Annotated in this window: 12 protein-coding genes and 1 tRNA gene; 10 read left to right on the forward strand and 3 right to left on the reverse strand. The window is 71.8% G+C overall.

The window, feature by feature from the left end; genetic code table 11:
- Positions 1-79 precede the first annotated feature (79 nt).
- The 7 genes from HQQ79_RS13765 to HQQ79_RS13795 all read left to right on the forward strand — a co-directional run bounded on the left by HQQ79_RS13765 (position 80) and on the right by HQQ79_RS13795 (position 5479).
- Positions 80-523 (forward strand): MarR family winged helix-turn-helix transcriptional regulator, encoded by a 444-nt coding sequence (locus tag HQQ79_RS13765; protein WP_017888357.1) that lies wholly within the window; start codon positions 80-82, stop codon positions 521-523.
- Between the two features lie 51 nt (positions 524-574).
- Complete coding sequence (locus HQQ79_RS13770) at positions 575-787, forward strand: hypothetical protein (protein WP_173034977.1); 213 nt, start codon at positions 575-577, stop codon at positions 785-787.
- 64 nt (positions 788-851) lie between these two features.
- Entirely contained in the window at positions 852-1946 is a 1095-nt protein-coding gene (locus HQQ79_RS13775; RefSeq protein WP_173034979.1) for an alkene reductase, read from the forward strand.
- Positions 1947-2164: 218 nt separating this feature from the next.
- A complete protein-coding gene (locus HQQ79_RS19210; protein WP_173034981.1) occupies positions 2165-3826 on the forward strand; it encodes a glycoside hydrolase domain-containing protein in 1662 nt (553 codons plus the stop codon).
- A 29-nt stretch (positions 3827-3855) separates the two neighbouring features.
- Complete coding sequence (locus HQQ79_RS13785; RefSeq protein WP_027466125.1) at positions 3856-4077, forward strand: hypothetical protein; 222 nt, start codon at positions 3856-3858, stop codon at positions 4075-4077.
- Positions 4074-4754 carry a gamma subclass chorismate mutase AroQ gene (aroQ, locus tag HQQ79_RS13790; RefSeq protein ID WP_051596855.1) on the forward strand — a complete coding sequence of 227 codons (681 nt, stop codon included), beginning with the start codon at positions 4074-4076 and terminating at the stop codon, positions 4752-4754. The genes HQQ79_RS13785 and aroQ overlap by 4 nt, the downstream gene beginning before the upstream one ends.
- 92 nt (positions 4755-4846) lie before the next feature.
- On the forward strand, positions 4847-5479 hold the full coding sequence (locus HQQ79_RS13795) for a TetR/AcrR family transcriptional regulator (RefSeq protein ID WP_051596854.1): 633 nt from the start codon (positions 4847-4849) through the stop codon (positions 5477-5479).
- Between the two features lie 159 nt (positions 5480-5638).
- On the opposite strand, the gene HQQ79_RS13800 is transcribed toward HQQ79_RS13795, so the two are convergent.
- From HQQ79_RS13800 to HQQ79_RS13810, 3 genes are all read right to left on the reverse strand, one after another.
- A tRNA-Arg gene (locus HQQ79_RS13800) sits at positions 5639-5711 on the reverse strand.
- A 110-nt stretch (positions 5712-5821) separates the two neighbouring features.
- The gene (locus HQQ79_RS13805; RefSeq protein WP_173034983.1) at positions 5822-6607 is read right to left on the reverse strand and encodes a dienelactone hydrolase family protein; all 786 of its coding nucleotides are present in this window, start codon (positions 6605-6607) and stop codon (positions 5822-5824) included.
- Positions 6608-6636: 29 nt separating this feature from the next.
- Positions 6637-8058, reverse strand: a complete 1422-nt coding sequence (locus HQQ79_RS13810) for a glucose-6-phosphate dehydrogenase (protein ID WP_173034985.1) — start codon at positions 8056-8058, stop codon at positions 6637-6639.
- A gap of 76 nt (positions 8059-8134) precedes the next feature.
- Here HQQ79_RS13810 and HQQ79_RS13815 point away from each other — a divergent pair, with 76 nt between their 5' ends.
- From HQQ79_RS13815 to HQQ79_RS13825, 3 genes are all read left to right on the forward strand, one after another.
- Positions 8135-9292: a Gfo/Idh/MocA family protein gene (locus HQQ79_RS13815; RefSeq protein ID WP_035808774.1), complete on the forward strand. Its 1158-nt coding sequence runs from the start codon at positions 8135-8137 to the stop codon at positions 9290-9292.
- Positions 9289-10215, forward strand: coding sequence for a sugar phosphate isomerase/epimerase (locus HQQ79_RS13820; protein ID WP_173034987.1), 927 nt, complete (start codon positions 9289-9291; stop codon positions 10213-10215). Before HQQ79_RS13815 ends, HQQ79_RS13820 begins: the two co-directional genes overlap by 4 nt.
- A gap of 152 nt (positions 10216-10367) precedes the next feature.
- Positions 10368-12182: a thiamine pyrophosphate-requiring protein gene (locus HQQ79_RS13825; protein WP_173034988.1), complete on the forward strand. Its 1815-nt coding sequence runs from the start codon at positions 10368-10370 to the stop codon at positions 12180-12182.
- The last annotated feature ends 14 nt before the right edge of the window (positions 12183-12196 follow it).

The following is a 12196-nucleotide window of genomic DNA, read 5'->3' on the forward strand; positions in this document are numbered from 1 at the left end:
CCGGGCCTCCAGTCCGTCGCGCCCACCGCCCCGGGTTGCGAGCACGCCACTTCGTGCACGAACGAAGTACCCTGAACCCATGACCCAGACCGCCCCGGACCCGCTCGCGCTCGACCGGCAGCTCTGCTTCGCACTCGCGGCGACGAGCCGCAGCGTCATCGGGCTGTACCGCGACCTGCTCGAACCGATGGGCCTGACCCACCCGCAGTACCTCGTCATGCTCGCCCTGTGGGAGCGGGACCCGCGGTCGGTGCGCGAGATCGCCGGCGAACTGCGACTCGACTCCGCGACGCTGAGCCCGCTGCTCAAGCGGCTCGAGGCCTCCGGTTACGTCCGCCGTACCCGCAGCGCCGCCGACGAACGCCAGCTCGAGGTCTCCCTGACCACGGCCGGGCACGCCCTGCGCGACCGGGCCCAGGCGGTCCCGCTCGCCGTCGCCGACCGGCTCGGGTGGCCACTCGCCCGGCTCGAGTCCCTGAAGGACGAGCTGACCGAGCTGCTGGAGCGCGTCGACCAGGTGTGATCCGCGGCCATCGGTGCCATAATGGTTCGTGCACGAACGAAAGGATGCACCGTGGGACGCTTCGGCCGGTGGTACGAACGGTGGAACACGACGCTCATCAACAAGATGGGCCCCTCGCAGATCGGCGCCGGTCGCCCCGAGGGCATCGACGACCGGACGATCGACCGGGGGTGCCCCCTGTGCGGCAAGCCCCTCTCGCAGCACCAGGTGATCCGGCCCGAGGGCCAGGTCCGCTCGTCGACGCTGGTGTGCCCGCGCGACTGACCGCGCTGCCTGAAGAAGTGCTCCGAGGCGGAATTGCATCGGACAACTCGTCGTTCGCCCTGAGGTGAAGCTCTTCGAACCCGCCTCCATCGGCGCCCTGTCCCTGTCGAACCGCGTCGTCATGGCCCCGCTCACGCGCACCCGCGCCGGCGAGCACGGCGTCCCGAACGACCTGCTCGTCGAGCACTACCGGCAGCGCGCCGGCCTCGGCATGATCATCACCGAGGGCACCTGGCCCGTGCAGGAGGGCCGCTCCTACCCCGGGCAGCCCGGCATCGAGACCGACGACCAGATCGCCGGCTGGCGCCGCGTGACCGACGCCGTGCACGCCGCCGGCGGCACGATCGTCATGCAGCTCATGCACGGCGGCCGCGTCTCGCACACCGACATCTCGCAGACCCCGCGCATCGTCGCCCCGTCCGCCATCGCCGCCCCCGGGCAGACGCACCTGGCCGACGGCTCGAAGGCCGACATGCCCGTCCCGCACGAGCTGACCACCGCCGAGGTGCAGGAGGCCGTGCAGGGCTTCGTGCAGGCCGCCCGCAACGCGATCGCCGCCGGGCTCGACGGCGTCGAGGTCCACGGCGCCAACGGCTACTTGGTGCACGAGTTCATGTCGCCGGTGTCGAACACCCGCACCGACCAGTACGGCGGCTCCCCCGAGAACCGCGCACGCTTCGCTCTCGAGGTCACCACCGCCATCGCCGAGGCCATCGGCGCCGACCGCACCGGCATCCGCCTGTCGCCCGAGCACGGGATCCAAGGCGTCATCGAGGACGACGCCGACGACGTCCACGCCACCTACACCGCCGTCGCCGAGGGCCTCGCGCCGCTGGGGCTCGCCTTCGTCGACGTCCTGCACGCCGAGCCGACCGGCGACCTGGTGCAGCACGTCCGCCGCACCGCGGGTGCGCCGTTCATCGTGAACTCGGGCTTCTCGTCGCTCACCACCCGCGACGAGGCCATCGCGATCGTCGAGGGCGACCACGCCGACGCCGTCGCCGTGGGCCGTGCCGCGATCGCCAACCCGGACCTCGCGCACCGCTGGGAGCACGATGCCGAGCTCAACGAGCCCCGTCCGGAGCTCTTCTACGGCGCGACCGCTGAGGGCTACACCGACTACCCGTCGCTGGCCGAGGCGCGCGCGACCGTCGCGTAGTCGACGCACCACCTGACGGACGGGAGGCCCGTGGCGACACCGCCACGGGCCTCCCGTCCGTCGTGCGCGACTGAGCGCTTCATCAGACGATCGTCTGTTGAAATGCAGGGCCGTCCCAAGTTGAGGGACGAAGTTGCTCGGACCATGCCGCGGCCATCAGCATCGCACAGTGCGATCAACGGCCAGCGGACGCTCGAGGCAACTGAAGGGGCACCCCCGTGCACATCTCGCGCCGAACTGCGCTCATCGGCATCACCGCCACCGTCCCGCTCGTCACGACCGCACTCGCGGCCCCGGCCGACGCCGCCACCCCGTCCGGCGCGGCCGACTCAACCGGATCGACCGGCTCCTCCGGTTCCGCCGACTCGGGCGTGCTCGCCGTGCAGCGCTGGCTCAACACGACCTTCGGGCACCTGCACGGGTGGGTGCACGTCGACGAGGACGGGCTGACCGGCAGCGGCACCGTGCTCGGGATCGTGCAGGCCACCCAGTCGCTCCTCGGCATCTCCCCCGTCGTCGCGACGTTCGGGCCGACGACCCGTCGGAAGCTCGAGCAGCACGGCGACGTCGGGGCCGAGACGGGTGCCGACGCCGCGACCTGGTGCCGGCTCGTCCAGGCCGGACTCGTCTGCAAGGGTGCTGCGACCGTGACGCTCACCGGCGAGTACGACGCGGCCACCGTCGCGGCCGTGCAGGCGCTCCGGTCCGACCTGGGTGCCGAGCCCGGCGCACTCCCGCTGTCGGCCCACCTGTTCGGCGCCCTCCTGACCGTCGACGCGGTCCGGCTCGCCTCCGGCGGATCCCGAGCGGTGCGCGCGGTGCAGCAGTACCTCAACCGCACCTACGCCGAGGCGACCGGCGGCGCGTACGGCAGCACGAGCGGGCTCGTGGACACGAGCACGTACTCCGCGGCGATCCGCGCGGTGCAGGTCGCGGTCGGCGTCACGGTCGACGGCGCCTGGGGACCGGGGACGGCTGCCGCGCTCCGTGCCGCGGGACCGAGCGTCGTCGGGGTCGGGGCCACCGGCGCCTGGGTGCTGCTCGTCAAGGCGCTCCTGGTGCTGAACGGCGAGCGCGTCGTGTTCAGCAGTGCCTACTCGGCAGCGGACGCCGCGGTGGTCCGTGCGTTCCAGCAGTTCCAGGCGTTCCCGCCGGCCGAGCAGACCGGGACGTGCGACGCCGGCACGTGGGCGGCCCTGGCCGCGAGCACGGGCGACCCGGACCGTGCGACGACCGGTGCCGACACCGCGGTACGCCTCGACGACGCCCGCGCGGCCGCCGTCCGTGCGTCCGGTGCCACCGGCGTCGGCCGCTACCTCACCAACCACCAGCAGTCCGGAGCGCTCGACAAGGCCCTGACCCCCGACGAACTCCGTGTGATGGCGAGCGCCGGGCTCGGGCTGTGGCCGATCTTCGAGGAAGGCGGGTTCACTGCCTCGTGGTTCACCGAGGAGCAGGGTGTCCGCGACGCCCACCGCGCCCACGACGCCGCCCGACAGCTCGGGATCCCGAAGCAGACCACCGTCTACTTCGCCGCCGACTTCGACGCTTCGGCGGCGCAGGACGAGTCGCTCGTGGTGCCGTACTTCCGTGGCGTCGCCGCCGGCCTGCGGGACCGCGGGAACCTGTACAAGGCGGGCGTCTACGGCTCCCGCGCCACGTGCACCGCCGTGAGCAGCGCCGGACTCGCGCACTTCTCGTTCGTCGCCGGGATGTCGCCGGCCTGGGCGGGCAACCAGCTCGAGCCCCTGCCGGGCAACTGGTCGCTCAACCAGATCCAGAACCGCACGGTCGGGTCGGGCAACGGATCCACCGAGATCGACGCCGTGGTGGACTCCGGGCGCGACCCCGGCGTGCCCGCGGCTCGGCTGGTCGGCTGACCGGCTGCCGACCGGGATCGAGCACCGCCGTGACCACCACGACCCCGCGTGACGACGAGCCGCACGCCGCGTTCCCGCACCGTGCAACCTACGTCTTCTCGAACTTCGAGGAGGCGATCTCGATGGACTGCTACTGCGACGAGGGCGCCGACCACTTCGGCGTCTACCCGTTCTACGACGAGGTCATCAAACCGATCATCGACGATCTGACCCGACGCGTCCGGCGCCGGTTCGGGAAGGAAACCCCGTGAACACCGCACACCCCACCACCCCGACCACCGCCCGGCACCGCAGCCGCCGGACCGCCGCGACGGCCCTGACCCTCGGGCTGCTCGCGGCGGGCATCGCCCTGCCGACCACGGCGGCGAACGCCGACCCCCTGCCCACGTCCGCCGAACCGACGGGTTCCACGATGACCATCTCCCACGACGGTTCCCGTCCCGCGGCGTCGACGGCAGAGCTCGACACCATCGGCGCGCTCATCCTCCGACGGCTGGAGCTCGCCGACCCGGTGGCGGAGTCGAAGTGGCTCAGCGGCAAGCCGATCGCCGACCCGGTGCGCGAACAGGCCGTCGTCGACGAAGCGGTGACCCTGGCGGAGCAGCAGGGCGTCGACCCCGTCCTGGTCACCCGGGTGATCCGCGCGCAGATCGCCGCGAGCAAGGTGGTCCAGCGTGGCCTCATCAACCACTGGACGCACAACCCGTGGACCGCACCCACGACGGCGCCGGACCTGACGACCATCCGGCCCCAGCTCGACGCCATCGACACGGACCTGGTCACCGCGCTCGGCCAGGCCCAGACCGTCGCCCAGGACCACCGGTGCGCACACCTGGTGGACGCCGAGCGGAAGCACCTCGACGTCGGACTCGACTCGCTGCACCGGAAGGGGATCGACGTGGCCTGGCACACGTTCTGCGCCGCCTGACGCGGGCAGGGGACGGGCCGTCATCATGAGCGGCCCTAAGATGTGGTGTTCACTGATCGCTCAGCTCCGGGCGAGGAAGGACACCGCGCCAGATGAACCAGCGGCAGCTCGCCATGGAGGCGTCTCGTCGAGCCATCATCGACGCCGCGGGGCAGCAGTTCGCGGCCTTCGGCTACGAGGCGACCACGTTCTCCCGTGTCGCCGAGGCGATGGGCAAGCCGAAGTCGGCGATCGGGTACCACCTGTTCCCGTCGAAGAAGGACCTGGCGACGGCGGTCATCGAACTGCAGCAGCAGCGCTGGCGTGAACTCTTCGACGCACTCCCCGCGCAGCCTGGCATCGAGCGGCTGACGGTGTTCCTCCTGACCACCGGGATGGACGTCCGCCGGGGCTCGGTGGCTGGCGGCGCGGTCCGGCTCCTGCACGAACTCGGCAAGGCCGGCGTGCCGGTGCCGCGCGGCTTCGACTGGTTCGAGATGACGCGGGGCGAGCTCGTCAGCGCCGGGGTCGCGGCGGCGGACGTCGACGCGGCCGCGGTCCAGCCGTCAGTCCTGCTGCTCCTCAACACGACGCTGGGCATGGTGGACGGTTCGACGCAGCTGACCGACGACGAGCTCGTGGCGCAGCTCAAGGCGCTGTGGGCACCGCTCTTCACGTCGTTCGGCATCGCCGGCGCGTCGGAGGTCATCGCGGCGGCCCAGCCGTACTCCCCCGCCACTTCGTGAGCAGGAACGGTCGAGTCCGGCTCCGGGACTCGACCGTTCCTGCTCACCGAGTCGCACGGACGTGACGCGCGACGGGTGGACCCGGGCGCGAACGCTGCTGATGAACGAAGAAGGGCCCCGGTGGAATCCACCGGGGCCCTTCTTCGTCCTGCTTGCCTGTGCGCTCGAAGGGACTCGAACCCCCAACCTTCTGATCCGTAGTCAGATGCTCTATCCATTGAGCTACGAGCGCGTGGCCTTGCGGCCGTGGAAGACTCTACAACAGGTGCGGCCCGGGCGCCAATCGAGGCGCTCCGGCCCCCGTGCTCGGCGTGTCGCGAGCGGTCTCCGACGGCCGCACCGTCACAGCGCCGCGGGCTCCTCGTCGAACACCTCGGCCAGGAACACCCGGAGCGCCTGCCACGATCGGCGGTCGGCGCGCTCCTGGTACTGCGCGCCGTGGTCCGGGGCGTCGGTGCCGGGCACCGCGAACGCGTGCATCGCACCGGAGTACGTCACGACCTGCCAGTCGACGTCCGGCGCCGCCCGCATCTCGTCCTGCCACGCGTGCACGGCCTCGTCCGGCACGACGGGGTCGGCACCCCCGGTGAGGACGAGCAGCTTCGCCCGGATGTCGGCGGCGTCCGAGGGGTCGTGCGCGATGAGGCCGCCGTGGAACGCCACGGCGCCGACCAGGTCGGCCCCGGTCCGCGCGAGTTCGAGTGCGGTCGAGCCGCCGAAGCAGTACCCCATGACGACGACGCGGGCGGGGTCGACGTCCGGGTCGGCGAGCAGTCGCTCGAGTCCGGCGGTGGCGCGGGCCCGCAGCAGCGGCAGGTCCTGGTAGAAACCGCCGGCGACCTGGGCCGCGGTGTCGTCACCCGGGCGGACGCCCGCTCCGTAGATGTCCGCGCCGAAGGCGACGTACCCCAGTCGGGCGAGCATCGTCACCCGTGCTTCGACGTGCTCGTTCACGCCGTGCCAGTCGTGCACGACGAGGACGGCCGAACGAGGGCCCGCGATCGCGACGTCCTTCGCGAGCACACCGAGCAGTTCGGTGCCCTCGTGGTCGTAGGGGACGTCGTCGACACGGATGTCGGCGCCGGCGGGTTCGGGAACGGTCTGCAGGACGTCGTCGGTGGTGTTCACGTCGCCCGACGCTACGCCGCCGCTCGGGCTCAGGCCTCGATGTTGTCCCAGCCGTCGGGGCCGACGGACCCGGCGGCGTACTCGTCGAGGGGCGCCTTGCCGGCCTTCCACGCGTCGAGGAAGGGCCCGACGACCTTCCAGCCCTGCACGGCGCTGTCACCGCGGACCGACAGCGTGGCGTCACCCTCGAGCACGCCGGCCAGCACCTCGCCGTACGCGCTCAGACGCCCGGGGTTGAAGGTCACCTCGAGGCTCGTGTGGTCGATCGTGTACGGGTCACCGGCGCCGTTGACGTTGAGCTCGAGCTGCATCTCGTCCGGGGCGATCCAGATGCGCAGCCGGTCGGGCAGCTCGGTGCCGGTGAGCCCCTCGGGCACGTGCGGGGAGTCCTTGAACGTGATGACGATCTCGCGGCGCTGCGCGGCGAGCGCCTTGCCGGACCGCAGGGTGAACGGGACGCCGGCCCAGCGCCAGTTCGCGATCTCCAGGGTGAGCTGAGCGAGGGTCTCGGTGCCGAGCGACGGGTCCACGCCGTCCTCGTCGACGTACGACGGCAGCTGGCGGTCCCCGACGGTGCCGGCGGTGTACCGGGCGCGCTTCCCCGCGGTGACGACGTCGCCGCCCCACGGCCGGACGGCCCGCAGCACGAGCTCCTTCTGGGTGCGCAGGTCGTCGGCCTTGATCGAGGCGGGGGCCTCCATCGCGACGACGGCCATCACCTGCAGCAGGTGGCTCTGGATCATGTCGGTGAGCGCCCCGGCCTTGTCGTAGTAGCGCGCCCGGCCCTCGAGCCCGAGGGTCTCGTCGTAGACGATGTCGACACGCTCGACGTGCTGCGACGACAGCAGCGGCTCGATGATGCGGTTGGCGAAGCGCAGCCCGAGCAGGTTGAGCACGGTGGAGCGGCCGAGGAAGTGGTCGACGCGGTGGATGCGCTCCTCGGGGATGAACGACTGCAGCAGGTCGTTGAGGTGCGAAGCGCTGTCGGCGTCGGTGCCGAACGGCTTCTCGAGCGCCAGGCGGGTGCCGGCGGGCAGGTCGAGGTGGGCGAGCTGCTCGCAGCTCTTCTCGGTGACCGCCGGCGGCAGTGCGAAGTAGATCGCCGGGTCGTGGTCGCACGCGGCGAGCAGCGCTCGCAGGTCGTCCGGGTCCGTGACGTCGGCCTTCCGGTAGGTCGAGGCGTCGACCACGGCCTGCAGTCGGTCCGGCAGTGACGTCTCCCCCGAGGCGCCCTCGTCCTCCTCGTTCTTGGACGCCTGCGCGTTCTCGAAGGACTCGCGCACCTGCGCCTTCCAGTCGGCGTCGGACAGGTCCTCGACACCGGCCCCGACGAGCTGGACGTCCCAGTCGTCCTTCACCTGGAGCAGGGTGGCGAGGCCGGGCAGGAGCAGGCGCTTGGACAGGTCGCCGCTGGCTCCGAGGATGAGCAGGCTGGTCTGGAGGCTCGACATGCACCAGACCGTACTCACCGTCCCCCGGGGACGGCCGGGCCGCTACGGTGGTGTCAGTCCGGCGCGAGGGAGCACCATGAGCAGTGGGTACGAAGGGCGACGCCTCCGTGTCGCCGTGGTCGGGACGGGCATGATCGCCGGGGTCCACGCGCGGGCGGCCCGGGCCTCCGGTGCCGAGGTGCTCGGTGTGCTCGGCCGGAACGCCGCCCGGTCGGAGCAGGTGGCGGCGCAGCTCGACCTGCCCCGTGGCTACGCCTCGCTCGACGAGGTCATCGCCGACGCCCCCGACGTCGTGCACATCTGCACCCCGAACGACCAGCACCACCCGCAGGCGCTCGCGGTGATCGCGGCCGGCATCAACGTGGTGTGCGAGAAGCCCCTGGCGATCGACCCCGCGCAGGCCGCCGAACTCGTCGCCGCCGCTGCCGAGGCTGGTGTCGTGGCCACGGTGCCGTTCGTGTACCGGTACCACCCGATGGTCCGCGAGATCCGGGCGCGCATCGCCGACGGGGAGCTCGGCCGACTGCTCGCGGTGCACGGCCACTACCTGCAGGACTGGATGCTCGACGAGGACGCCTCGAGCTGGCGGGTCGACCCGACCTCGAGCGGGCTGTCCCGCGCGTTCGCGGACATCGGCTCGCACTGGTGCGACCTGGTCGAGTTCGTGACGGGTGAGCGCTTCGCCTCGGTGTCCGCGGCGACCGACATCGTCTACCCGACCCGGCCGGCGGCGTCCGGCCCGTCGTTCTCCGGCTCCCCCGACCCGGACCCGGTGGCCGACGCGGCCGAACGCGCCGAGGTCACCACCGAGGACACCGCCGTCGCCACCTTCCGCACGGCCACGGGCCGCATCGGCAACGTCGTGATCTCGCAGGTCGCCTCGGGCCGCAAGAACCGCCTGTGGTTCGAGGTCGACGGCACCCGCGGCAGCGCGGCGTTCGACCAGGAGCAGCCCGAGTCGGCCTGGTTCGGCAACGAGCGCGGCGCACAGATCGTGGTCCGCGACCCGTCGCAGGGGTACCCGGACCAGCGCCGGCTGGCGATCGTGCCGGCCGGGCACCCGCAGGGGTACCTCGACGCCTTCGCGGCCTTCGTCGCCGACACCTACACCGCGGTCCGCACCGGGGTGGCCCCCGACGGGTTGCCGACGTTCGCGGACGGCGCCCGCTCCGCGGACATCATCGAGGCAGTGATCGGCAGCGCGGCCGAGACGACCTGGCGGGAGATCCGGTGAAGCTCGGCATGCTGACCGCCTGTCTGCCCGGCTGGTCGCTCGACCGGATCGCCGGGTTCGCCCAGCAGCAGGGGTACGAGCGGCTCGAGGTGGCCGTCTGGCCGGGCACCGGCGGCCGTGACTTCGAGGCGGCGCACCTGCCGGTCGCCACGTTCACCGACGAGGACGCCCTGGCCACCCGCGACCTGCTCGACCGAACCGGGCTCGAGATCTCCGCGCTCGCCTACTACGAGAACAACCTGCACCGGGACCCGGAGCACCGTGCAGCGGTGCGGACCCACCTCGAGCACGCGATCGACACCGCGCAGACGCTCGGCATCCCGTACGTCGGCACCTTCATCGGGCGCGACACCACGAAGTCCGTCCGCGAGAACATGGCCGAGGGGAACCGGGTCCTGCCCGAGCTCGTCGACTACGCCGGCGAGCGCGGCGTGCGGCTGGTCATCGAGAACTGCGTGATGGAGGGCTGGCACCCGGACGGGTACCCCGGCAACATCGCGTACTCCCCCGAGCTCTGGGGCTGGGTGACCGGTCTGGGCTTCGGGCTGAACTGGGACCCGTCGCACCTGACGTGGATCGGCATCGACCCGGTCGAGACGATCCTGCCGTTCGCCGAGCACATCGTGCACGCCCAGGCGAAGGACCTCGAGCTCTTCCCCGAGCGGCGCAACGAGTACGGGTTCTTCGGCAAGGTCGACAAGGGCGACGACCCGTGGGACATGGGCTGGTGGCGGTTCCGCGTGCCGGGCCGCGGCGTCGTCGACTGGCCGCGCGTCGTCGACCGCCTCTACGAGGCGGGCTTCGACGGCACGCTGAGCGTCGAGCACGAGGACCCGCTCTGGGGCGGCACCGACGACCGGGTGCTCGAGGGGCTGCGCATCGCGCACCGCACGCTGCGTCCGCTGATCGCGCAGGAGCCGTAGCCGGTACCGAGCAGGAGCCGACACCGAGCACCAGCCAGCACAGGCGCCCTGGTCTGGAGGCCCGGATCACGTGACCGACGTCGGTCACGTGATCCGCGCCTCCAGACCGGAGCCTGTGAACGGACCCGTGCGCGCCCGCGCACGCTGGTGCCATGAGCACGACCGTGAGCGACTTCGTCATCGACCGCATCAAGGCGTGGGGGGTCTCCCGCGTGTTCGGGTACCCCGGCGACGGGATCGGCGCCTTCGACGGCGCGCTCGGCAAGGCGGCGTCGACGGGCGACGGCCTGGAGTACGTCCGCCCCACGCACGAGGAGATCGCGGCGCTGATGGCGACCGCGCACGCGAAGTTCACCGGCGAGGTCGGGGTCTGCGTCGCGACGTCGAGTCCCGGCGCCTTCCACCTGCTGAACGGGCTGTACGACGCGCAGATGGACAACCAGCCGGTGGTGGCGATCGTCGGCCAGCAGGGGCTCGCGGCGATGGGGTCGTTCACGCAGCAGGAGTCGAACCTGGAGCGCGTGTTCGCCGACGTCGCCTGCTACGTGCAGACGGTGGCCACGCCCGAGGCCGTCGGCGTGGTGCTCGACACCGCGTTCCGCACCGCGTCGCTGCGCAAGCAGCCGGCCGTCGTCGTGCTGCCCCACGACGTGCAGGCGATGCAGTACGACGCACCGCCGCTGGAGCACTGGGCCTCGCGGTCGAGCGACGTCCCCGCGTCCACCCGGATCACGCCGCCCGCCGACGAGGTCCGGAAGATGGCGGAGATCATCAACGCCGGGTCGAAGGTGACGTTCCTGGTCGGTGCGGGCGCGCGCGGTGCGACGGCCCAGGTGCTCGCCGCCGCCGAGAAGGCGGGCGCGGGGATCATCACGGCGCTCCGTGGCAAGGACGTGATCCCGTCCGACGTGCCGTACCACTCGCAGCAGCTCGGGCTGCTCGGGTCGCTGCCGTCGCTGCACCAGATCCGCGACTGCGACACCCTCGTGCTGCTCGGCACGAACTACCCGTACGGCGAGTACATGCCGAAGTCGGGGCAGGCCCGGGGCATCCAGGTCGACATCAAGCCGGAGCAGCTCGGCCTGCGGTACCCGACCGAGCTGAACCTGTGGGGCGACGTCGGCTCGACCCTCGACGCCGTGCTCCCGCTGCTCGAGCAGAAGACCGACAGGTCCTTCCAGCAGACCGTCGCCCACGAGATGCGCGAGTGGGAGTCGGAGATGCGTGCGCAGTCCGAGGTCGCCTACGACGACGGGGTGAACCCGCGCCGGGTGATCCAGGCCGTGAACGACCGGCTGCCCGACGGCGTCACGGTCACCGCGGACGCCGGCACGACCGCCGACTGGTACGGCCACCACATCCGGCTGCGCGAGGGCATGCGCGGCGACATGTCCGGCCGGCTCGCGACGATGCTCGCGGCGATGCCGTACGCGGTGACGGCGAAGTTCGCGTTCCCGGACCGTCCGGCGGTGTGCACGATCGGCGACGGTGCCTTCCAGATGCTCGGCATGAACGAGCTGATCACCGTGAAGAAGTACCTGGCGGCCTGGCCGAACCAGCAGCTCGTCATCGTGGTCATGCACAACGACGACCTCGGCCAGGTGTCGTGGGAGATGCGCACCGAGGACGGCAACCCGATGTGGCGCGGTTCGCAGGACGTCGAGTCGATCGACTACGCCGGGTACGCGACGCTGCTCGGGTTCCAGGGCATCGCCGTGCACGAGGACTCCGAGGTCGAGGCGGCGGTCGAGCGGGCGTTCGCCCACCAGGGGGTGACCCTCATCGACGCGTACGTCAGCCGGAGCGTCCCGCCGCTGCCCCCGCACATCACGAAGGAGTACGCGATCAACACGGCGAAGAGCCTGCTGAAGGGTGACCCGGTCGAGTTCGACGTGGTGAAGGACTCCGCCAAGGCGATGGCGACCGAGGTCACCGAGCGGGTGAAGGGCGCCCTCGGCCGCGACTGAACCGCGTCGGGCGA

The organism is Curtobacterium sp. VKM Ac-2852 (assembly GCF_013205045.1).
GTDB lineage: Bacteria > Actinomycetota > Actinomycetes > Actinomycetales > Microbacteriaceae > Curtobacterium > Curtobacterium flaccumfaciens.